21 protein-coding genes are annotated in these 23,217 nt (G+C 52.9%); 9 read left to right on the forward strand and 12 right to left on the reverse strand.

Annotated features, from left to right (window positions below; all coding sequences use genetic code 11):
- Window positions 1-39: 39 nt before the first annotated feature.
- The gene (locus ABRZ26_RS13795; protein WP_319604710.1) at window positions 40-945 is read right to left on the reverse strand and encodes a LysR family transcriptional regulator; all 906 of its coding nucleotides are present in this window, start codon (window positions 943-945) and stop codon (window positions 40-42) included.
- 117 nt (window positions 946-1,062) lie between these two features.
- Here ABRZ26_RS13795 and ABRZ26_RS13800 point away from each other — a divergent pair, with 117 nt between their 5' ends.
- A complete protein-coding gene (locus ABRZ26_RS13800) occupies window positions 1,063-2,064 on the forward strand; it encodes a zinc-binding alcohol dehydrogenase family protein (RefSeq protein ID WP_319604712.1) in 1,002 nt (333 codons plus the stop codon).
- A 42-nt stretch (window positions 2,065-2,106) separates the two neighbouring features.
- On the opposite strand, the gene serA is transcribed toward ABRZ26_RS13800, so the two are convergent.
- Both serA and rpiA read right to left on the reverse strand, forming a co-directional pair.
- Window positions 2,107-3,339, reverse strand: coding sequence for a phosphoglycerate dehydrogenase (gene serA, locus ABRZ26_RS13805; RefSeq protein ID WP_319604713.1), 1,233 nt, complete (start codon window positions 3,337-3,339; stop codon window positions 2,107-2,109).
- 300 nt (window positions 3,340-3,639) lie between these two features.
- Window positions 3,640-4,296, reverse strand: coding sequence for a ribose-5-phosphate isomerase RpiA (gene rpiA / locus ABRZ26_RS13810; RefSeq protein ID WP_319604714.1), 657 nt, complete (start codon window positions 4,294-4,296; stop codon window positions 3,640-3,642).
- Window positions 4,297-4,566: 270 nt separating this feature from the next.
- On the opposite strand from rpiA, the gene ABRZ26_RS13815 reads away from it, so the two are divergent.
- A complete protein-coding gene (locus ABRZ26_RS13815; protein WP_319604715.1) occupies window positions 4,567-5,460 on the forward strand; it encodes a LysR family transcriptional regulator ArgP in 894 nt (297 codons plus the stop codon).
- Here ABRZ26_RS13815 and ABRZ26_RS13820 read toward each other — a convergent pair whose 3' ends face one another.
- The 8 genes from ABRZ26_RS13820 to tkt all read right to left on the reverse strand — a co-directional run bounded on the left by ABRZ26_RS13820 (window position 5,461) and on the right by tkt (window position 14,808).
- The gene (locus ABRZ26_RS13820) at window positions 5,461-6,186 is read right to left on the reverse strand and encodes an oxidative stress defense protein (protein ID WP_319604716.1); all 726 of its coding nucleotides are present in this window, start codon (window positions 6,184-6,186) and stop codon (window positions 5,461-5,463) included.
- 153 nt (window positions 6,187-6,339) lie between these two features.
- Complete coding sequence (argO, locus tag ABRZ26_RS13825; protein WP_319604717.1) at window positions 6,340-6,954, reverse strand: arginine exporter ArgO; 615 nt, start codon at window positions 6,952-6,954, stop codon at window positions 6,340-6,342.
- Window positions 6,955-7,106: 152 nt separating this feature from the next.
- The gene (locus ABRZ26_RS13830) at window positions 7,107-7,721 is read right to left on the reverse strand and encodes a hypothetical protein (RefSeq protein ID WP_319604719.1); all 615 of its coding nucleotides are present in this window, start codon (window positions 7,719-7,721) and stop codon (window positions 7,107-7,109) included.
- Between the two features lie 162 nt (window positions 7,722-7,883).
- Window positions 7,884-8,738 (reverse strand): small-conductance mechanosensitive channel MscS, encoded by an 855-nt coding sequence (mscS, locus tag ABRZ26_RS13835; RefSeq protein ID WP_319604720.1) that lies wholly within the window; start codon window positions 8,736-8,738, stop codon window positions 7,884-7,886.
- A 131-nt stretch (window positions 8,739-8,869) separates the two neighbouring features.
- On the reverse strand, window positions 8,870-9,949 hold the full coding sequence (gene fbaA / locus ABRZ26_RS13840) for a class II fructose-bisphosphate aldolase (RefSeq protein ID WP_319604721.1): 1,080 nt from the start codon (window positions 9,947-9,949) through the stop codon (window positions 8,870-8,872).
- Between the two features lie 119 nt (window positions 9,950-10,068).
- Window positions 10,069-11,232: a phosphoglycerate kinase gene (gene pgk, locus ABRZ26_RS13845; protein WP_319604722.1), complete on the reverse strand. Its 1,164-nt coding sequence runs from the start codon at window positions 11,230-11,232 to the stop codon at window positions 10,069-10,071.
- 72 nt (window positions 11,233-11,304) lie between these two features.
- Window positions 11,305-12,321, reverse strand: a complete 1,017-nt coding sequence (epd, locus tag ABRZ26_RS13850; protein ID WP_319604723.1) for an erythrose-4-phosphate dehydrogenase — start codon at window positions 12,319-12,321, stop codon at window positions 11,305-11,307.
- Between the two features lie 492 nt (window positions 12,322-12,813).
- On the reverse strand, window positions 12,814-14,808 hold the full coding sequence (tkt, locus tag ABRZ26_RS13855; protein ID WP_319604724.1) for a transketolase: 1,995 nt from the start codon (window positions 14,806-14,808) through the stop codon (window positions 12,814-12,816).
- A gap of 340 nt (window positions 14,809-15,148) precedes the next feature.
- On the opposite strand from tkt, the gene loiP reads away from it, so the two are divergent.
- Both loiP and ABRZ26_RS13865 read left to right on the forward strand, forming a co-directional pair.
- A complete protein-coding gene (loiP, locus tag ABRZ26_RS13860; protein WP_319604725.1) occupies window positions 15,149-15,907 on the forward strand; it encodes a metalloprotease LoiP in 759 nt (252 codons plus the stop codon).
- A gap of 457 nt (window positions 15,908-16,364) precedes the next feature.
- On the forward strand, window positions 16,365-16,982 hold the full coding sequence (locus tag ABRZ26_RS13865) for a LuxR C-terminal-related transcriptional regulator (protein ID WP_319604726.1): 618 nt from the start codon (window positions 16,365-16,367) through the stop codon (window positions 16,980-16,982).
- A gap of 62 nt (window positions 16,983-17,044) precedes the next feature.
- On the opposite strand, the gene speA is transcribed toward ABRZ26_RS13865, so the two are convergent.
- Window positions 17,045-19,024: a biosynthetic arginine decarboxylase gene (speA, locus tag ABRZ26_RS13870; RefSeq protein WP_319604727.1), complete on the reverse strand. Its 1,980-nt coding sequence runs from the start codon at window positions 19,022-19,024 to the stop codon at window positions 17,045-17,047.
- 330 nt (window positions 19,025-19,354) lie between these two features.
- Here speA and ABRZ26_RS13875 point away from each other — a divergent pair, with 330 nt between their 5' ends.
- The 5 genes from ABRZ26_RS13875 (at window position 19,355) to rsmE (ending at window position 23,206) form a co-directional block, all read left to right on the forward strand.
- Window positions 19,355-19,594, forward strand: coding sequence for a hypothetical protein (locus ABRZ26_RS13875; RefSeq protein ID WP_319604728.1), 240 nt, complete (start codon window positions 19,355-19,357; stop codon window positions 19,592-19,594).
- Between the two features lie 143 nt (window positions 19,595-19,737).
- Window positions 19,738-20,889, forward strand: coding sequence for a methionine adenosyltransferase (gene metK / locus ABRZ26_RS13880; RefSeq protein WP_319604729.1), 1,152 nt, complete (start codon window positions 19,738-19,740; stop codon window positions 20,887-20,889).
- Window positions 20,890-20,979: 90 nt separating this feature from the next.
- Window positions 20,980-21,492, forward strand: a complete 513-nt coding sequence (locus ABRZ26_RS13885) for a SprT family zinc-dependent metalloprotease (protein ID WP_319604730.1) — start codon at window positions 20,980-20,982, stop codon at window positions 21,490-21,492.
- A gap of 98 nt (window positions 21,493-21,590) precedes the next feature.
- Window positions 21,591-22,289, forward strand: coding sequence for a deoxyribonuclease I (gene endA, locus ABRZ26_RS13890; RefSeq protein WP_319604731.1), 699 nt, complete (start codon window positions 21,591-21,593; stop codon window positions 22,287-22,289).
- Between the two features lie 182 nt (window positions 22,290-22,471).
- Window positions 22,472-23,206: a 16S rRNA (uracil(1498)-N(3))-methyltransferase gene (gene rsmE, locus ABRZ26_RS13895; protein WP_319604732.1), complete on the forward strand. Its 735-nt coding sequence runs from the start codon at window positions 22,472-22,474 to the stop codon at window positions 23,204-23,206.
- Window positions 23,207-23,217 lie beyond the last annotated feature (11 nt).

Below are 23,217 nucleotides of genomic sequence, written 5' to 3' on the forward strand. Positions count from 1 at the left end.
AACTCAGGCCCGCCGCAAAGCGGGCTTTTTTTTCGCCGCTTATAGGTCCATCGTCCGCGCATAGCGCTTCAGATCGCCGTGCTGCAAGACAAAATCAATAAAACAGACCAGCGCAGGCGAGTTCAGCTTGCGGCTGGGATAAACCAGATAAAGTTCATTGGCTTCGGCCTGCCACTCCGGCAAAACCCGCACCAGCGATGCTGAGACGTCGGTTTCCTGACAGAGAAAGTCCGGCAACAGGGTAATGCCTGCGCCGGCAATAGCACACTCGCGGGCGTATAACAGATTGTCCGTGGTATGCGCCTCAGGCAACAGCCAGCGGTAATATTCGGAACCGCGATGCAGCGCCCATTCGCTCCACGCCCGATGAGTAATACAACGATGAGACTGCAATTGCCGGGGATGCGTCAAAGCCGGATACTGCGCGAGATAGGCCGGCGACGCCAGTAAATAGCGGGGCGTATAGCCTAAAGCTCGACCAATCAACGACGAGTCCTGTGGTTTCCCGGTACGCAATGCGACGTCAAAACTATCCTGAACCAGATCGATAACGGCATCGGATATCGATATTTCCAGCGATACCGCCGGAAAACGTTGCTGAAACTCCGTAGTTAATCGCGCCAGCCATGTCGAGCCAAATCCCGCCGGACAGGTGATGCGCAAACGACCGCTGGGATTATCGCGCAAACGTTGGATCGCCTGTTCAGCCCGTTCGCTGGCCAGCCGTATTTCCCGACAGTGGATCAGATAACGTTCGCCGGCGAACGTCAGGTTAAGCCGACGCGTCGTTCGATTAAGCAAACGTATACCTAATTGGTGTTCAAGCTGGCTGATTCGCAGGCTAAGGCTGGACTTCGCCAACCCGGCCTTCTTCGCGGCCAGCGTAAAGCTGCCGCATTCAGCCACCAGCGCAAACAATGCCATATCCTGCAACTGCTTAAACATGATTGTTACCCATAGACGAACACTACATTCATGATTGTCCATCTTATCAATCCGATGATGCCAATCTACACTGTGTATGAAGAAAAATATCTACAGCAAACATAGAGAGGAACGCACATGAGTGTTCATGCAATCGCTGTCGACCCCCAGCATCCGGAAAATTTTATCACCATTACCCAGGACATCCCTGAACCAGGCGAACACGATCTGCTGGTGGCGGTGAAGGCGGTTTCCGTTAATCCCGTGGATACCAAAGTGCATGCTGGTTTGCGCAAGAACGGGTTAACCGCGCCGCGCATCCTGGGTTGGGACGCCAGCGGCGTGGTATTGAAAACAGGCGGCGCCGTCAGCGATTTCAACGTGGGCGACGAAGTGTGGTACGCCGGCGATATCACCCGCCCCGGCAGCAACAGTTCGCATCAGTTGATCGATGCCCGCATCGCGGCGCGCAAACCCGCATCGCTAGACTGGCCGGCGGCGGCGGCGTTGCCGCTTACCGCGCTGACCGCCTGGGAAGGATTATTTGAACATTTGAAAATCCAGCAGGCCGATAGCGAGAAAACGTTGCTGATTATCGGCGGGGCCGGCGGCGTAGGCTCGCTGGCGATTTCACTTGCCGCCTTGCGCAGTCCGGTAAAAATTATCGCCACCGCATCGCAGCCTGATTCGGCGGCATGGTGCCGACAACGCGGCGCTCATCTGGTCGTCGACTATCGGCATCTGGTCGAGGAACTTGGAAAAGAGGGCATCGAACAGGTGGATTATATTTTCTGTCTGAATGATACCGATGGACACTGGCCGTCAATCGGCAAGCTGATCGCGCCGCTGGGGCATATTTGCACTATCGTGGAAAATCAACATCCGCTCGATCAAAATGACCTGAAGCTCAAAAGCGCGGCTCTGCACTGGGAGTTTATGTTTACCCGCAGCATGTTCTCTACTCCTGACATCGGCCGGCAGGGAAAAATTCTGCATGAGGTCGCGCAGTTGGTCGACGCGGGAAAATTACCGGGAACGTTAAGCGAAACCTTGCACGGACTCAGCGTCGAAACGCTGCGACAGGCGCATGATAAAGTGCTGGGAGGCCATATGCGCGGCAAGGTGGTTATTGCCTTCTGACCGGAAAGAAAACGCCAGCCCCTGACGGGGCTGGATGACAACTTAGTACAACAGACGGGCACGGATTGTGCCGGGGATCGCCTTCATCAGTTGCAGCGCCGTATGCGCGCCGTCGGTTTCAACGTCGATCACCACATAGCCGATTTCCGGCGTCGTTTGCAGATACTGGGCGGCGATGTTAATGCCCTGCTCAGCAAAGATCTGGTTAATCTTGGTGATAATGCCCGGGCGGTTTTCATGAATGTGCAGCAGGCGGCTGGCACGTTCGCTATGAGTCGGCAGAGAAACTTCAGGGAAGTTGACCGCAGACAGCGTTGAACCGTTATCCGAGTATTTAGCCAGTTTTCCGGCGACTTCATCACCGATGTTTTCCTGCGCTTCTTGCGTTGAACCACCGATATGCGGCGTCAGAAGCACATTGTCGAATTCGCATAGCGGCGACTGGAAAGGCTCGCCATTGGACGCGGGCTCTTTGGGGAAAACGTCGATCGCCGCGCCGACGATATGCTTGCTGGACAATGCATCGCACAGCGCGGGAATATCAACCACCGTACCGCGAGAGGCGTTAATCAGAATAGAGCCCGGCTTCATCAGCGCCATTTCTTCAGCGCCCATCATATTCTGGGTACTGTCGGTTTCCGGCACATGCAGACTGACCACGTCGCTCATGTTCAACAAATCTGAAAGATGGCGAACCTGCTGAGCATTCCCCAGCGGCAACTTACTTTCGATATCGTAGAAGTAAACATGCATCCCTACGCTTTCAGCCAGAATACCCAACTGGGTACCGATATGACCATAGCCGATGATACCCAGCTTCTTGCCGCGGGCTTCAAAAGAACCCACCGCCAGTTTGTTCCAGACGCCGCGGTGCGCTTTGGCATTCGCAGCCGGAATACCGCGCAGCATAAGCAGCATTTCACCGAGCACCATTTCGGCTACGGAACGCGTATTGGAAAACGGCGCATTGAATACCGGGATACCGCGTTTTGTCGCGGACGGTAATTCAACCTGATTCGTACCGATACAAAAACAGCCGACCGCAATCAATTTTTCAGCGGCGGCAAAAACTTCTTCCGTCAGGTGCGTACGAGAACGGATACCAACGAAATGCGCATCCCGGATGGAGGCTTTTAACGCTTCCGGATCCAATGCGCCTTTATGGTATTCAATATTGGTGTAGCCAGCGGCACGCAGATTATCCAACGCGCTCTGATGCACACCCTCGACCAACAGAAACTTAATTTTATCTTTTTCTAATGATACCTTTGCCATTTCCCGACCTTATTTTCAGACTTCAGATGCGGCAGTTTGCTAAACAGCCGCTGTCCAACATAACAAAAATTACGCAGTCAGCAATACAAACGATTGCCTCATCGACATCGCATATTGAATCTGCACTTAAAATTCCTGGCAAAAAATGTTGCTAAATAGCGTCATCGCCATATTGACGACAAATAAAATAAGAAAAAGTGATATTAAGTACCAAAAATGAGCCGTTAGCCGTAACAGTCTTTTTTATATAAAAATTTTTCAGTCGCAGCCGTCCGCCCGCGCCACAGGCGATGACAAAGGTTACTTAATCGTCTTCACGCCTTCAGCCGTACCCACCAGCGCGACATCCGCCCCACGGTTGGCGAACAGACCCACGGTCACCACGCCGGCAATACCATTGATATGATTCTCCATGGCTATCGCATCCATGATATTCAGGTTGTGGACATCAAGAATAATGTTGCCGTTATCGGTTATCACGCCCTGCCGATATTCCGGCTGTCCGCCCATTTTCGCCAGCTCGCGGGCAACGTAAGACCTGGCCATCGGGATAACCTCAACCGGCAGAGGAAACCGACCCAAAATATCGACCTGTTTTGACGCATCAACAATGCAGATAAACCGGCGGGCGATGGCGGCAATGATTTTCTCACGGGTCAGCGCGGCGCCGCCGCCCTTTATCATTTGCATATGACCGTTGATTTCATCGGCGCCGTCAACGTAAACATCCAGTGAATCGACTTCGTTGCAGTCAAAAACCGGGATACCCAGGCTTTTCAGTTTCGCCGTCGAGGCGTCGGAACTGGATACCGCGCCCTGAATCTGATGTTTTATCGACCCCAGCGCATCGATAAAATGAGCGGCTGTCGAGCCCGTTCCGACGCCAACAATAGTGTCAGGGCGAACATAATCAAGCGCCGCCCAGCCAACGGCTTTTTTCAGTTCATCTTGTGTCATAGTCTGTTTCAGGCCCGTAGAGACGAAAATACGAAAAATGTGGAGGGCATTATATACCCAATAGGCGCCAAGATGCAGCCGGACCGCAGTCGAGCGCCGCCTTGCGCGCTCCGCCGACGACCGGACAATCCGCCGGAAGCCGAGCCGCTGGCGGCCTGCCGCCGCTCGCCGCCATGCACAAAAAATCGGGAAATAAGATTTCTGCATGGTAAAGCAAAAAAATGTGGCATAGTGAAAAAAACTGACTTCATTCAGAGGATTTTTACTTTCATGAAACGCCCGGACTATCGAACGCTTCAGGCTCTGGATGCCGTAATCCGTGAGCGGGGCTTTGAACGCGCAGCGCAGAAATTATGCATTACTCAATCAGCCGTATCCCAGCGCATCAAACAGTTGGAAAACCTGTTCGGTCAGCCATTATTAGTCAGAACAATCCCGCCCCGCCCCACCGAGCAAGGCCAAAAACTGCTGGCGTTATTACATCAGGTTGAACTGATGGAAGAGGAGTGGTTAGGCAATGAAAGCAGCAGCGATATTCCACTGCTGCTTTCATTGGCGGTTAACGCCGACAGCCTGGCGACCTGGCTGCTGCCGGCCCTGCAACCGGTGCTGGCGGATTCGCCCATCCGCCTGAATCTACAGGTGGAAGACGAAACCCGGACGCAGGAAAGATTGCGCCGCGGCGAAGTCGTGGGAGCCGTGAGTATCCAGCCTCAGCCGTTGCCGAGTTGTCTGGTTGATAAACTGGGGGCGCTGGACTACCTGTTCGTTGCTTCACCGGCCTTTGCGGCCCGCTATTTCCCCAACGGCGTGACGCGTTCCGCCCTTCTTCGCGCCCCCGCCGTGGCGTTCGATCATCTCGATGATATGCATCAGGCTTTCTTGCAGCAGAACTTCGATTTATCGCCCGGCAGCGTGCCGTGTCACATCGTGAACTCGTCGGAAGCCTTCGTGCAGTTGGCCCGACAGGGAACCACCTGTTGCATGATCCCGCATCTGCAAATCGAGAGAGAGTTAGCCAGCAATGAGTTGATTGATCTGACGCCGGGACTGTTTCAGCGCCGGATGCTGTATTGGCACCGTTTCGCGCCGGAAAGCCGCATGATGAGAAAGGTGACTGATGCCCTGTTGGCGTACGGGCATCAGGTACTTCGGCAGTCCTAATCAGGGATTGTGTCGCAGTTCGAACACCACATCGACCTGGTCGTCAAAGTGAATGGTTTGCTGCTCATAAGTCTGAGCGGCTTCACTTTGCACCGCTACGTCAGCCGTTTTAAACATCCGGGCCATGGGTACCGGCTGGTAGTTGGTGACGTGATAACGAATGCTGTAAATAGGCCCCAGGGTGGAGTTGAAACCCTTCGCCAGAGATTGAGCCTGACTGGTTGCCTGCTCAATCGCTTTTTGCCGAACCTTGTCACGGTAGACCTCGGGGTTGGCGACGCCCAGGTCAACGGTGCGAATCTCATTCAATCCTGACTTCAGCGCCCCGTCAAGCAACTCATTGAGCTTATCCAACTGGCGGAGCGTCACTTCAACCTGACGCACGGCTCGATACCCTTTCAGCACCGATCCGCCGGTTTTCAGGTAATCATATTCAGGCTGAGTGCGTAAGTTAGCCGCATTGATATCTTTTTTCTCAATCCCATTTTTACTCAGAAAATCAAAATATTGGGCGACGCGGGCATCAACCTGTTTTTTCGCGTCGGCCGCATCTTTGGAAGAGACGCTGACTTCAATCGCCAAACGCGCCATATCAGGCGAGGCGTCAACGCTGGCGGTACCCGAGGTCACGATATGCGGACCATCCGGTAATTCCGCCGCCTGTCCGAGCATCGGTAAGGTACTTAACCCCACCAGCGCCGCTAATGTGAGGACTCTTAGCTTCACAATGACTCCTTTATGTATGTTTTGTCGCTGAGACGGTCGCAGACCGCCCTACTGCCGCTTCGTTGCCCGTATCGGCCATGCCGGGTAACATAACGTATTGCCAACACAACAAAATATAGGTGAATTTCCGAAACCTGTGTAAAGCAATGTCATTTATTGCCAGCCATGACGAGCCAGCTGTAGCGCAATCCCCCACATCACCGTACCGACAAACAGGTTAATCACCCGTTGCGCGCGCGGCGTATTCAACCACGGCGATAGCCAGGCGGCCAGCGACGCCAGGGCGAAGAACCATAAAAACGATGCGGTGATCGACCCCAACGCAAACCAACCGCGTCCCCGATCGGCGAATTGACTCCCCAGACTGCCCAGCACGACGAAGGTATCCAGATAGACGTGCGGATTAAGCCAGGTAACCGCCAGCATCGTGACAATAATGCGCCAGCGACTCTGCTTCAGCACCTCGGTCCTGACCATGGTCAAATCTTTACTGAATACCGTCTTAAACGCCCCCCAGCCATACCACAGCAGGAAAGCCACGCCGCTCCAGGTCACCAGCCCCAGCAGCAATGAGGACTGGCTAAGCAACGTGCTGCCGCCGAAGATCCCGGCGCAAATCAACACCATGTCGCTCAGCGCGCACAACAGCGCGATCGTCAGGTGATATTGACGCCGAATGCCCTGATTCATCACAAAGGCATTTTGCGGCCCCAGCGGTAAGATCATCGCCGCGCCCAGGATAAAACCCTGTAAATACACCGCCCACATACCCACCTCTCAGAAAACAGGCTTATTAAGATGAGCGGCAGTTTATGGACGCTTGGTCATTAATGGAAATGGAAGTTTCTAATTGTACATTAGCGATATTAATATCGTTCGGCGACCTCGGACATGCGGACACAGACAGGCTGAGATTACGATCAGGAATAGCAGACGGAGGAAACCCGCTTTTCCCTTTTCTGGAGGTAGAAGGCGACGAAAAACAGCGAAAACATGAAAGGCAACTCATAGAGTTCTTCCATCAAATCCTTGTATTGCACGTCATACAAAAACAGAAAAGACAACAGGCGATGATGTTCGATAGTGTCGGCAATCAGAAAATAAACCACCACCAAGCCCGCATCCCAGACCGGTATCGTTTCCGTGCGAAAACGCCGGACAATTTCACGCCGGATGGCGGGGTGCAGCAACATCAGCACGGTAATCGCTATCAGCACGACAGATATCGCGCGGAAATAGATCCGCGGCACGTCGGGCAGATAAATCCGCCCCCAGTCGACCCCGCGGCCGAACAGCAGGATCCACCAACTGATGCTCCATAACCAGAAAATGCGCCTCTCCTTATCACAGCGAAGCGGTTTGATATAAAACCAGGTAAAGATAGCGCCGAACAGCAGGAAACAAGACTGAAACAGCTCAATGTTATCCACGCTATTCGGGCTGAATGCGAGGAAATGCGGCCCGATGTAAGGCAGGAAGAGAGCAAAAATAAAAACGGCGACTGTATGCGGATACAGCGTACGATCTGGTTTCATTGTCAATATCAGAAAAAAATAAGGTAGGAGCAAGATAAAACAAACGAAGAGAAAAAATTTCACCTTTCAGGCGATAACCCGCAGTATCTTGATGGATATGGAATTTTTCAGCATGGCACGCTATCCGGGAATAGCCGCATTCCCGGATAAGTCAGAATAAAATCAGTGAGTTTCCCGCCGATCGGCATTATACAGATGAACATCCATCTGCGGGTAAGGGATGCCGATGCGATTTTCGTCCAGCACCCGTTTGAAACTTTCCAGCAGATCCCAATAAACCGCCTGCGCATCGCCGTTGGCGGTCCACACCCATACCACAAAGTTCAGGGATGACGCCGCCATTTCATTCAGGCGGATAGTGACGCCCTTATCATGTTGAATACGGGTATCGGCCGCGACAATATCGCCCAGCAGCTTTTTAACCACGTCGATATCCGCGTCATAGGCCACGCCGACGATAATTTCGGTACGACGATCGGGCTCGCGCGAGCTATTGATGATATTACCGGCAATGATTTTGCCATTCGGCACCACGATGATTTTGCCGTCAGTCGTGCGCAAAGTGGTGGAAAAAATCTGCACCTGGGTAACCGTGCCGGCGATACCGCCCAAATCTACCGACTCGCCAATACGAAAAGGCCGGAAGGTCACCAGCAACACGCCTGCCGCAAAGTTCGCCAGCGAGCCTTGCAGGGCCAAACCAACAGCCAAACCCGCCGCACCCAGTACGGCGATAACCGATGCCGTTTGTACGCCTACGCGGCTCAATACGGCAATCAGCGTAAACGCGATGATGCCGTATCGCACCAGCGCGGCCAGAAAATCGGCCACCGTTGAATCAATCGAGCGGCTCACCAACACTTTATTCAGCGTGCCGGACACCACACGGGCGACAAGCAGACCGACAGCCAGAATCACTAACGCGGCGACGATATTAACCGCATACTGCAACAATATATCCTGATGATTGACCAGCCAACCGGTCGCCTGCTCCACACCAACATTCAATTCTTCCATATAATGACTCCTGATTCTTACGCGCGCTGACCGCGCATTGTTTTCACACCAAAAACCGCAGTCTGCGGCGAAAGCTATATAAAATTAAGGCTCCCGTGGGAGCCTTAGCGATAAACCTTTAAGAATCTTAGTTAAAGAACATCGATAGCGTTCAGTTCTTTAAAGGCTTTTTCTAAACGAGCGACCATGGTGCCCTGCGCGGCACGCAGCCATGCACGCGGATCGTAGTATTTCTTGTTCGGTTTGTCGGCGCCTTCCGGGTTGCCCAGTTGGCTTTGCAGATACCCTTCGTTTTTCTTGTAGTACTGCAAAATACCTTCCCAGGTCGCCCATTGGGTATCGGTGTCGATGTTCATCTTGATAACACCGTAACCAACCGCTTCTTCAATTTCAGCAGCGGTAGAACCGGAACCGCCGTGGAAGACGAAGTTCAGGCTATTGTGCGGCAGGTTGTATTTTTCAGAGACATAATCCTGAGAGTTACGCAGGATTTTCGGCGTCAGCTGTACGTTACCTGGTTTGTAAACGCCGTGAACGTTACCGAAAGAAGCCGCGATAGTGAAACGCGGGCTGATTGCATTCAGTTTTTCATAGGCGTAAGCCACATCTTCCGGCTGAGTATACAGCGCGGAGTTATCCAGATGGCTGTTGTCCACGCCATCTTCTTCACCACCGGTGCAACCCAGTTCGATTTCCAGCGTCATACCCAGTTTCGCCATGCGAGTCAGGTATTTGCTACAAATTTCAATGTTTTCTTCCAGCGACTCTTCAGACAGGTCGATCATATGAGAAGAGAACAGCGGTTTGCCGTAGGCGGCGAAGTATTTTTCACCCGCGTCCAGCAGTCCGTCCAGCCACGGCAGCAGTTTCTTGGCGCAGTGGTCGGTGTGCAGGATAACCGGAACGCCGTAGTATTCAGCCATCTGATGAACGTGATGCGCGCCAGAGATCGCGCCCTGGATGGCAGCCTGCTGCGGAACGTCTGATTTCAGACCTTTGCCGGCGATAAATGCGGCGCCGCCGTTAGAGAACTGTACAATCACCGGCGAGCGAACTTTGGCTGCGGCTTCAAGCACGGCATTAATTGAATCAGTACCGACGCAGTTTACTGCCGGCAGAGCGAATTTGTTTTCTTTTGCTACTGCGAAAACTTTCTGAACATCATCACCAGTGATGACACCAGGTTTTACGAAATCAAAAATTTTAGACATGTTACGTGTCCTGTTTCGTTGGCCGTGGGGTTAAAAAATCTGTTTTTTCATCAAGGGTTGTCCCGACCGCGGGTCGGAACAACCAAAGCAGAGGCCGTCATGGCGCTCAGCTTAAAACATTACTGCTTGGCACGCGCTTCCAGCATAACGACCGCCGGTAGTTGTTTCCCTTCGACGAACTCCAGGAAAGCGCCGCCGCCGGTAGAAATATAAGAAATTTTGTCAGCAATACCAAACAGGTCGATTGCCGCCAGCGTATCACCGCCGCCGGCGATGGAGAATGCGGCGCTGTCGGCAATCGCTTTGGCGACAATTTCAGTGCCTTTACGGAAATTCGGGAATTCAAACACGCCGACCGGACCGTTCCACAGAATGGTTTTGGCGCTTTTCAGAATGTCAGCCAGACGTTCCGCGGAAACATCGCCCAGATCCAGAATCTGCTCGTCATCTTTGATCTCGTTGACGGATTTCAGGGTTGCTGCGGCGGTTTCAGAGAATTCGGTCGCCACGCGCACATCGGTCGGAACCGGAATATCGCAGGTTTCCAGCAGTTTTTTCGCTTCCGGGATCAGATCCGCTTCGTACAGGGATTTACCGACATTATGACCTTGAGCCGCGACGAACGTATTCGCGATGCCGCCGCCGACGATCAGCTGGTCGGCGATTTTGGACAGGGAGTCAAGTACGGTCAGTTTGGTTGAAACTTTAGAACCGCCGACGATGGCGACCATCGGACGAGCCGGGTTGCCCAGCGCTTTACCCAAGGCTTCCAGTTCGGCGGACAGCAGCGGGCCGGCACAGGCGATTGGCGCGAATTTACCCACGCCATGCGTGGAAGCCTGCGCACGGTGAGCGGTGCCGAATGCGTCCATCACATAGACGTCGCACAGCGCGGCGTATTTTTTGGCCAGCACTTCGTCGTCTTTCTTCTCGCCTTTGTTGAAGCGTACGTTTTCCAGAACAACCAGTTCGCCTTCAGCAACGTCTACGCCATCCAGATAATCTTTTGCCAGACGTACCGGAGAAGAGAGTTTGTCTTTCAGATAATTGACAACCGGCAGCAGAGAAAACTCTTCGTTGTATTCTCCTTCGGTCGGACGACCCAGGTGGGAAGTCACCATCACGCGAGCACCTTGTTTCAGGGCGGCTTCGATGGTCGGCAGAGAAGCGCGGATACGCGCATCAGACGTCACTTTACCTTCTTTTACCGGCACGTTCAGATCCGAGCGGATCAATACACGTTTACCAGCCAGATCCAGATCGGTCATCTTAATTACAGACATGGTGAATCCTCTTGTTGATTCTCTTTTAAAGTTGCTTGAGCGAGATATTGACCCGAGATCAATACCGTCGTACTAGAAACCGCAGGCCGCCATCGCCCGAGTTGTATCCAACATTCGGTTGGCGAACCCCCATTCATTATCGCACCAGACCAGCGTTTTAATCAGGTGCTGACCACTAACCCGGGTCTGCGTGCCGTCAACAATAGCACTATGCGGATCGTGGTTAAAATCGGCCGAAACCAGCGGCAATTCGGTATAGTCAACTATACCACGAAATGCCCCATGCGCTGATTTTTGCAAAAGCGCATTAATTTCATTCACATTGACGGCGTTCTTCACGCTGACGCTTAAATCGATTGCCGTCACGTTAATTGTCGGGACCCGAACCGATATCGCTTCGAAACGATCGACAAACTGCGGAAAGATCCGGGTGATGCCCACCGCCAGTTTGGTATCTACCGGAATGATGGACTGGCTGGCCGCGCGAGTACGGCGCAGATCGCGATGATAGGCGTCAATCACCGGCTGATCGTTCATCGATGAATGGATCGTCGTTACCGTGCCGTTTTCGATACCGAATGCGTCATCCAACAATTTAATGATAGGAATAATGCAGTTGGTTGTGCAGGATGCATTCGACACGATACGGTGTTCGGCCTGTAAATTTTGATGATTGACGCCAAACACTACGGTGGCGTCCAGATCGGGCGTTCCCGGATGAGAAAAGAGCACTTTCTTGGCCCCCGCCGCCAGATGCGCTTCGCCATCTTCGCGACTGCCGTAAACGCCGCTACAGTCCAGCACCACATCAATACCCAGTTCACGCCAGGGCAACGATGAGATCGCCGCCTGATGCAACAGCCGGATGCAATCATCCCCGACATACAGTTGATCGCATTCCTGACGCACATCCCAGGGGAAACGGCCGTGACTGGAGTCATACTTGAGCAAATGAGCCATACCTTCGGCGCTTGCCAGCTCATTGATCGCCACCACCGAGATCTCGGCCCGGCGGCCCGACTCATACAGCGCGCGTAAGACATTACGGCCGATGCGGCCAAAACCGTTTATAGCAATACGGATTGTCATGCAGTTCCCTGTGTAACGATGATAGTGCCACCCGCATAGGATATAGACTTCTTGCTGAAAGTGGCAATGGCGTCGGCATGCTTAAATCACTCAGACTCGCGCCTGCGTCTCTTGCCGGGCTCGCTAAACCGAATTCAAATCCGCGCAAGCCCGATTGTGTTGAATAAATGCTATCAACATCACAACTGAAACGCTTCAGCTAGCATAAACGAATTAACCTGCAAAAGAAATATTCTCACTCGACTCTCATCAGAAGAGTGACCCACGTCATATTTCTACCAGACGAACGGCGAGCTGGAGAGATGGCGCCGCCATACAAAAAGCCGCCAGATCGCTCTGGCGGCTCAGTCTGATGACAAAGTCCGACGCTTTACCAATAACCCTCCTCCCGCCCCGACTTTACCAGAGGGAGTGGCCTGCCTGCGCCCTCCCTTGGAAACAAGCCACGAAGGTTGGTCAGCAACCGCCGGCGGCATCGCGCCGGTTCTGAACTTACTTCAACAACGCTTTAGCCTTCGCCACCACGTTATCCACCGTGAAACCGAACTCTTCAAACAGCAGTTCCGCCGGTGCGGATTCGCCGAAGCTTTCCATCCCGACAATCGCGCCGTTCAGACCGACATACTTGTACCAGTAGTCCGCGATACCGGCTTCAATCGCCACACGGGCCGACACCGCTTTCGGCAATACCGACTCACGGTAGGCTTCATCCTGTTTGTCGAACGCATCAGTAGACGGCATCGACACCACGCGAACGTTACGCCCTTCCGCCGTCAGTTTGTCATAGGCGCCCACCGCCAGTTCCACTTCGGAACCGGTGGCGATCAGGATCACTTCCGGCTGACCGCCGCTGTCTTTCAGCACATACGCGCCTTTAGCTACATCCGCCAGTTGCTGGACGCTGCGATCCTGCTGAGCCAGGTTCTGACGCGACAGAATCAACGCCGTCGGACCGTCCTGACGCTCAACGGCATATTTCCATGCCACGGCGGTTTCAACCTGATCGGCCGGACGCCAGGTGCTCATATTCGGCGTTACGCGCAGGCTGGCTAACTGTTCAACCGGCTGGTGGGTCGGGCCATCTTCGCCCAGACCGATGGAGTCGTGGGTATAGACGTAAATGCTGCGAATCTTCATCAGCGCCGCCATGCGAACCGCATTACGGGCGTATTCCACAAACATCAGGAAGGTGGCGGTATAAGGGATAAAACCGCCGTGCAGCGAGATGCCGTTGGCAATCGCCGTCATACCGAATTCACGCACGCCGTAGTGGATATAATTGCCGCCGTTATCCTTATCCAGCGACTTCGAGCCAGACCACACCGTCAGATTGCTCGGCGCCAGGTCGGCGGAGCCGCCCAGGAATTCCGGCAACAACTTGCCGTAGGCTTCCAGCGCATTCTGCGAGGCTTTGCGGCTGGCGATTTTCGCCGGATTGGCCTGCAACTGCTCAATAAATTTCTGCGCGTCGGCCTGCCAGTCAGCCGGCAGTTCGCCATTGGTGCGGCGTTTAAACTCGGCGGCCAGATCGGGGTAAGCGCTGGCGTAAGCGGCAAAGGCTTCATCCCAGGCGGCTTCTTTACGCTTACCGGCGGCTTTCGCATCCCACTCGGCGTAGATATCCTTCGGGATCTCAAACGGCGGGTATTTCCAGCCCAGTTGTTCGCGGGATGCCGCGACTTCGCTATCGCCCAGCGGCGCGCCGTGGGAATCGTGCGTACCGGCTTTGTTCGGCGAACCGAAACCGATCACCGTCTTACATATCAGCAGCGATGGTTTATCGGTAACGAGCTTGGCTTCGTTGATGGCGCGCTTAATCGCATCCGCGTCGTGACCGTCTACGCCGCGAACGACGTGCCAACCGTAGGCTTCAAAACGGGCAGCCGTATCATCGGTAAACCAGCCTTCCACATGGCCGTCAATGGAGATGCCGTTGTCATCATAAAACGCCGTCAGCTTGCCAAGCTTCATCGTCCCTGCCAGCGAGCAGACTTCATGAGAAATGCCTTCCATCATGCAACCGTCGCCCAGGAAGGCATAGGTGTAATGGTCGACAATTTCATGACCCGGACGGTTAAACTGCGCGGCCAGCGTACGCTCCGCAATCGCCATACCCACCGCATTGGCAATGCCCTGTCCCAGCGGTCCGGTCGTGGTTTCCACGCCCGGCGTGTAACCGTACTCGGGATGACCAGGAGTTTTAGAGTGCAGTTGACGGAAATTTTTCAACTCTTCGATAGGCAGGTCATAGCCGGTGAGGTGAAGCAGGCTATATATCAGCATTGAAGCGTGGCCGTTGGACAGCACAAAACGGTCGCGGTTAGCCCAGTGCGGGTTGGCTGGATTGTGGTTCAGGTAATCACGCCACAGAACTTCGGCGATATCCGCCATCCCCATCGGGGCGCCGGGGTGACCGGATTTAGCTTTTTGCACCGCATCCATACTCAGCGCACGGATAGCATTGGCAAGTTCTTTACGAGAGGACATGCTTTACTCCAGATCGGATTGAACAGATGTCTTGTCAGACATAGGATATATTAATCAACACGTTAGCCAGGAAAGGCGAAGAAAAGATGACTATAAATGTACATGAAAATCAAGGCGAATGCACATGGAACCGTGAGCAAAAACGGTGGATTGAGTCACTAATTCGTCAACCACTCTTTTTCCGTATCGCCGCTAACCGGGCTTAACGCCGCAGACTTGCGCCCCATCAAGGAATAACTATCGGATATAAATCAGAATTATGGCCTACTACCCGATTATGTTTTCGGTTATGTTGCCAACGCTTTTATTTTTATACCTCACTATCTTAGGGAATATGTTTATGACATCTCGAATTTCTTTGCCTCTGCTGGCACTCAGTATCGCCGCTTTACTCAGCGGCTGCCAGAATCTTGACTCCAGCGCACTGATACAATCCGGCACCCAGGCTTTCCAGGCGGCCACACTCAGTGACGAACAGGTAAAAACGCTAAGTAACCAATCCTGTGAGCAGATGGATAAAGAAGCTCAAATAGCTCCGGCTAATAGCGTATACACAAAACGTCTGAATAAAATTTCGAACGCATTGGGCCACGATATTAACGGTACGCCGGCCAACTATAAGGTTTATCTGACCAAAGATGTCAACGCCTGGGCGATGGCAAACGGTTGTATCCGCGTTTACAGCGGTTTGATGGACATGATGACGGACAATGAGATCGAGGGCGTTCTGGGCCATGAAATGGGCCATGTCGCGCTGGGTCACACCCGCAAAGCCATGCAGGTGGCTTACGCCGCGACCGCAGCCCGTTCCGCCGCGGCTTCCGCGGGCGGCGTGGCGGCTTCGTTATCACAGTCCCAACTTGCCGATCTGGGTGAAAAACTGGTTAATGCGCAGTTCTCCCAGTCGCAAGAGTCGCAGGCCGATGACTACTCGTTTGATCTGCTGAAAAAACGCGGCATCAAAACCGAAGGTCTGGCAACCAGCTTTGAGAAACTGGCCAAGCTGGATGCAGGACATGAGAGCAGCATGTTTGATTCGCATCCGTCATCAGAGGGGCGCGCCAAACATATCCGTGAGCGTATTGCCGCGGGCAAATAATCGTTTAGACATTTGATACCCATCCGGCACCTGGTATCGCCAGGTGCCGTTGCCAACACTGTCCGCCCTCGCCGAGTTATTGTTAAATAATGTCGCCTTTCTCATTCGCTAGCGCCCCCACCGGTAATAGCGTTAACCAATCGAAGAATAAAAAATGATAGTCTAAAATAATATGACTTTATTATCTTTCCCTTCGACGCGGGCGAAATTCATATATTTTAAAGATGGCAATACGTTTACAAATCAAGCATAATAGCGCCCCTACGGGCATTGAATTCCCCCTGAAATAAACATAAAAATATAGAATAAATACTTCTCCACTTTTTATTTTTTCAAGATATCCATTTGAAACCACACCCATTTAATACTTTCTTAACGGTTGAGTAGTATTTGCGGCGTCAGCAACCCTTGTTGGGTTGTCTCCTTTTAAAAAACAAACGTTGATGTGTTAATAATCATGGATGTGAGAATTTTCAGCAAATGTCATTTTACCACCGTGGGCTTACGAGAAGTCCTGGCCAGCATTCCTGCGCTATATGTGAGACCCTCCAGCCGGTTTACGCTTTCCCAGGGAAGAACAACCTGTATCTTTATCATCGACGGCAGTAGCGAAGGGTTTGAGGAATATTACGAATCAGTAAGAACGTTTTTTTACCCTATGGCGGCCGCCTTCGTGATCATCAACGCCTCCCCCCTTCACCCGCCGGTATGTATCGATGAAAAGACGCTGCTTATTTCCAAATCCTCGCCGATAGCGGCCTTTTATCAGTTGCTGGACGTTATCCCACAGCATAGCCGGCATTCACTCATGCCGGTCAGACTATCCAAATCAGAGTATGCCGTTTTTCAATATTGGATTGCGGGCTACAGCGTGGAGTCAATCTCGGCCATCGTCGGCCTGAATAAAAAATCCGTATTGAACAGCAAATCAAGATTATTGAATAAATATGGCGTTCAGGACAAAAACTCATTAATACTCATCGCCAAAATTCTCTTCAGGGATGGTCTTCCCGGCGATGCGGCTTATCCATCCGCATCGATAAAAAATATCGACGCCATGGATTCCCTGGCTTAATGCTAAAAAAAAGGATGTGCGCCGGCACATCCTTCCGCAATCTGCCTTGAGCGATTAAAACGTCACTCGTCCTCTAAATAGGTGTACCCATAAAGACCATTTTCAAACTCTTCCAGGAATTGCGCCTGGAGCGCCGCATCCAGGTCGGTACCTTTTACCTGATCGCGGAAACGCGCCAGCAAAACTTCGGGATCGAGCTGAACATACTCCAGCATATCCGCAACGGTATTCCCTTCATCCGATTCATCGATCTCGATGGAGCCGTCCTGGAAAACGAATACGTCGACGGTCGCCGTATCGCCAAACAGATTATGCATATTCCCCAGAATTTCCTGATAAGCGCCTACCATGAAAAAACCCAGTAACGGCGGATTCTCGGCATCATACGGCGGCATCGGCATCGTGGTCGCGATACCATCCCCATCGATGTAATGGTCGATAGACCCGTCTGAGTCACAGGTAATATCCAGCAAGACGGCACGGCGTTCGGGTTGTTTATCCAGCCCTTCCAGCGGCATCACCGGGAAAAGTTGATCGATTCCCCATGCATCCGGCATCGACTGGAACAACGAGAAGTTGACGTACAACTTATCGGCCATACGCTCCTGCAATTCGTCAATAATCGGTCGGTGAGCACGGTTGCTGGGATCCAACTGCTGCTGAATTTTCTGACAGATACTCAGATAAAGCTGCTCCGCTTTCGCCCGTTGGGTTAAATCCAGCATGCCGTGCGTATATTGAGTATGCACATCATGCAGATCCATCTGGCTGTCGTGCAGCCATTCTCGCAGCGAGCGACGGTTTCCCGGCTGCTTGATTTCCTGCCAGGTTGACCACAGGCTTTCCAACGCGCGCGGCGCATCCTCTTCCGGCGCCGAAGGTTCGCTGAACTCGTTACGCTCCACCCCGATAATATTGGAAACCAATACGGTATGATGCGCAGTCACCGCCCGGCCCGATTCGGTGATCACCGTCGGGTGCGGCAACCCATATTCGTTGCAGGCGTCGCCAATACCCCAAATCACATTATTGGCGTATTCATTCAGACCGTAGTTGACCGAACAGTCCGACTGGGAACGCGTTCCTTCATAATCCACCCCTAAACCGCCGCCGACGTCGAAGCACTGAATGTTGACGCCCAGCTTATGCAGCTCAACGTAGAAACGGGCGGACTCACGCACCCCGGTGGCGATATCGCGGATGTTCGCCAACTGGGAGCCAAGATGGAAATGCAGCAGTTGCAGACTTTCCAGCCGGCCTGCGTCACGCAGCATTTCAACTAATTGCAACACCTGCGCCGCCGCCAAACCGAATTTGGATTTTTCGCCGCCGCTGGACTGCCATTTGCCGGATCCCTGGGAAGCCAAACGGGCGCGCACGCCGAGACGCGGCACCACGTTCAGACGCTCAGCCTCTTCCAGCACCAGCTTAATCTCGGACATTTTCTCAATGACCAGATAAACCTTGTGTCCCAGCTTTTCGCCGACCAACGCCAGACGAATATACTCGCGATCTTTATAACCGTTGCAGACTATCACCGTGCGCGTCATGCCGGCGTGGCCCAGCACCGCCATTAATTCCGCCTTGGATCCGGCCTCCAGTCCCATTGGCTCGCCGGAATTAACCAACGACTCAATGACGCGGCGATGTTGGTTGACCTTGATGGGGTAAACCAGAAAGTAATCGCCCTGATAACCAAAGGATTCGCGCGCCCGTTTAAACGCCGCATTAATGGATCGCAAACGGTGCTGAAGAATCTGTGGGAAACAAAACAGCGCCGGCAGGCGTTGGTGCCTTTCTTCCTGCAACTCTTTGACCAACTTGGCCAGATCGACGCGCGCTTCCGGCACATCGGGATCCGGACAAACGCTGATATGCCCTAACTCATTAACGTCGTAATAATTATTACCCCACCAGGCAATATTATAAGTACGAAGCATTTCGCTGGCATTCTGGTCATTCATGGCAACCTCCTGCATGGAGCGCAAATTTTCATATTTACCCGTCGCTGACGAGCCCTGATGAATCATGTCGTCAGACATAACGAACCTCTTCTTTTTTTGTACGGCTGATCGTCTCAGCGCCTAAATAAACAACCAGCATAATGCTCGCAACACGCCGCATCGCCAGTGAAAAACCAGACTGAATACAGTATGCCGCCGTTGTATTACTCTTATTAGTGTAAAACACGTTGTCAGACTCCGTGGTACGGGTCAGTGAAAACTCATGGTGGAAAGAACAGGAAAAATCATTACCGGCAGAGCAGCGTTCGCCTCCGGCTCAGGGAACAGCGGCAGACTAACCGGCCCTGGAATCCTGCGTCGAATTCAAAGACAGGCAACTTCGAGCAAACAAAGAGAAGGGGTGAGCGCATGACGCTATGGCGTCAAAAGAAAGGCGTTGTGAACGCAACACACTCAGTAAACAACGGATCATTAATCCTATCACCTCCACGCACGCCGCGGGGCATACGGTTAAACCATCAACGGAACGGTCAATATACCTTTATCACGGCGAACAAACCGCTTGCCGTTTATACCGACATGATGCGGGAAAAGCAAAATGAAAATATCGCCGTCGACGGCTACTCGGTAAGAAAAAATGACCGATAACAAAAAACGATGATCGGTTAAAACCAAAAACTGCTGGTAATGAGAACAAAACGTGACCTAGAATAGACGTCCAGATGTTAATCCATCCAAACTGATTAACGGGTAAATTGCTTAACGGCTTTGATTTGAAGGTAAAGAAACTCATGGCTAAACACCTTTTTACGTCCGAGTCTGTCTCTGAGGGACACCCGGATAAAATTGCGGACCAGATCTCCGATGCCGTCCTTGACGCTATTCTGGAGCAAGATCCTAAGGCGCGCGTCGCCTGTGAGACTTACGTAAAAACCGGTATGGTGTTAGTCGGTGGTGAAATCACGACCAGCGCCTGGGTAGATATCGAAGAAGTCACACGCCGTACTGTGCGCGACATTGGTTACGTTAATTCCGAAATGGGTTTTGATGCTAATTCCTGCGCCGTATTGAGCGCCATCGGGAAGCAATCCCCCGATATCAACCAGGGCGTCGACCGCAGCGATCCGCTGGAGCAAGGCGCAGGCGATCAGGGCTTGATGTTCGGTTACGCCACCAACGAAACAGACGTTCTGATGCCGGCGCCGATCACTTACGCGCATCGCCTGGTCCAGCGTCAATCTGAAGTACGTAAAAATGGCACCCTGTCATGGCTGCGTCCCGATGCGAAAAGCCAGGTGACGTTCCTGTATGACGATGGAAAAATCGCCGGTATCGATGCGGTGGTTCTGTCGACTCAGCACTCGGAAGATATTGCGCAGAAAGATCTGCATGAAGCCGTGATGGAAGAGATCATCAAGCCGGTGCTGCCTGCTGAATGGCTTTCCGCCAACACGAAATTCTTCATCAACCCAACCGGACGTTTCGTTATCGGCGGCCCGATGGGCGACTGCGGTCTGACCGGCCGTAAAATTATTGTCGATACCTACGGCGGCGCCGCTCGTCACGGCGGTGGGGCATTCTCCGGTAAGGATCCATCGAAAGTGGACCGTTCCGCCGCTTACGCGGCTCGCTATGTGGCGAAAAACATCGTTGCCGCCGGTCTGGCGGATCGCTGCGAGATCCAGGTTTCTTACGCTATCGGCGTCGCGGAACCGACCTCCATCATGATCGAAACCTTCGGCACGGAAAAAGTCCCGACCGAAAAACTGATCCTGCTGGCGCGCGAGTTCTTCGATCTGCGCCCTTACGGCTTAATCCAGATGCTGGATCTGCTGCACCCGATCTATCAGGAAACCGCGGCTTACGGCCACTTCGGCCGCGAACACTTCCCGTGGGAAAAAACCGATAAAGCCGCGCTGTTGCGTGAAGCCGCCGGTTTGTAACGGTAATACCGCATCGCGTCTCCCCCTGGCAAGGGGGAGACGCAAGAGGGGTTATTGCGCTGCGCCCCGCCCCGTTTTATCCTTCTTCGTATGAATACACCGAGAATTCCCATTGCCTACCATCAGGCGGTCATGCGTTGCCTGCGAGAAAAACTCCGGCAAGCCAATCTGGCCTTGAACAGCGACTACCCCGAGCCTGTCGTTAGCTATCAGCAGCGCGGGTCGACGGCCGGCACAGCCTGGCTACAACAGTGGGAAATCCGCCTCAATCCTGTTCTCTTGCAGGAAAACCAGCAAACTTTTATTGATGAAGTCGTCCCGCACGAATTAGCTCATCTGCTGGTTTTTGCCCGCTTTGGCAAAGTCGCGCCGCATGGCAATGAGTGGCGGTGGATGATGGAGAGCGTATTGCAGACGCCGGCCCGGCGCACGCACCGCTTCGAGGTGAAATCCGTGCAGGGCAAAACTTTCCCCTATCAGTGTGGTTGTCGACAGCATCAGTTAACCGTGCGGCGTCATAACCGCGTGCTGCGCGGCGAAACAGAATATCGTTGCCGCCATTGCGGTGGAACATTACGTTTCGTCGTAACAAATTCTATTTAAAAGAAAATTATCAGCTTAAAAAACCAGCTTTTGCATTTGCCTGCCGAAGTCACATCCGGTAGTCTGCCTGATTTATTGCCCATGGGGTATTTTGGAATATGCTACGCAAAACACTCGCTATCGCATCGGTCGGGTTTGGTCTGGTTTCCGCCGCAGCCTTTAGTCAAAACATCAATAACTTTACTCAGGCAAAAGCCGCCGCGGTACAGGTCAATCAGGGAGCGCCCGGCACGTTTTATTGCGGTTGTGAAATCAAATGGCAGGGGAAAAAAGGCATTCCCGATCTCGCCTCCTGCGGCTATCAGGTAAGAAAAAGCGAGCAGCGCGCCAGCCGTATTGAATGGGAACATGTCGTCCCCGCCTGGCAGTTCGGTCATCAGCGCCAGTGCTGGCAAAACGGCGGCAGAAAGAATTGCAGCAGAGATCCGGTATACCGTGAAATGGAAACCGACCTACATAACCTGCAACCCGCCATCGGCGAGATCAACGGCGATCGCGGTAATTTCATGTATGGCCAATGGAACGGCGGCCAGTCCGAATACGGCCAGTGTGAAATGAAGATCGACTTCAAAAACAAAGCGGCGGAGCCGCCGGCCCGCGCCCGCGGCCCCATCGCCCGCACCTATTTTTACATGCGGGATCGCTACCAGTTGCGTTTATCCAGACAGCAAACCCAGCTGTTCGAAGCCTGGGATAAACAATTTCCGGTCACGCCATGGGAATGTACTCGCGACCAGCGCATTGCCGCAAAACAAGGGAATCATAACCCTTACGTTCAACAGGCTTGCCAGCAATAGTCAGTCTACCTACTATAGCGTGTATCGTCATGCCCGACAGATTTCAGGTTGCAAGGCCGGTAACCTGCAAGACGAAGGAAATGACCGTCCGTAAAACCACCGTCTGACCGACGGTGGTTTGCCTTTATTGGACACAACAGGTCCAGTTCAGATTACTACATGATTAAGGTCGGAACATCAGTATGCGAATACCGCGCATTTTTCATCCCGAGACGCTGCCGCTCGCGGGCGGCGAAGTTGAACTGAGTGAAGAGGCGGCCAACCACGTTGGGCGTGTTCTGCGCATGAGCAGCGGCCAGCCGTTGCAATTATTCGACGGCAGCAATTACATCTTTGCCGCCGAAATTGTTCAGTCAGGTAAAAAAAGTGTGCGGGTCCGCGTTACAGAAGGTAAGTTGGAAGATAAAGAATCGCCGTTGCATCTGCACCTGGGACAGGTCATGTCCCGCGGCGAAAAAATGGAGTTCACCATTCAGAAGTCCATTGAGCTGGGCGTGAATATCATCACTCCCCTGTTTTCTGAACGCTGTGGTGTAAAATTAGACGCCGATCGGCTGGAAAAGAAGATCGGTCAATGGCAGAAGATCGCGATAGCCGCCTGCGAACAATGCGGCCGTAACCGTCTGCCGGAAGTACGCCCGGCGATAACGCTGGAAAGCTGGTGCGCCGAGCAGGATTCAGCATTAAAACTCAATCTGCACCCACGCGCCACGCAAAGCATTAATACCTTGCCGCTGCCGGTAAAGCGGGTTCGATTGTTGATCGGCCCGGAAGGAGGTCTATCCTCCAATGAAATTTCGATGACCTCGGAGTACGGATTTACCGACATCCTCCTGGGGCCGCGCGTATTGCGTACAGAAACCACAGCGCTCACCGCAATTACCGCCTTGCAGGTACGTTTCGGCGATCTGGGGTAAAGGAGAAAATA

Origin of the sequence: Brenneria sp. L4-2C (assembly GCF_040240335.1) — a bacterium.
Taxonomy (GTDB): Bacteria; Pseudomonadota; Gammaproteobacteria; order Enterobacterales; family Enterobacteriaceae; genus Brenneria.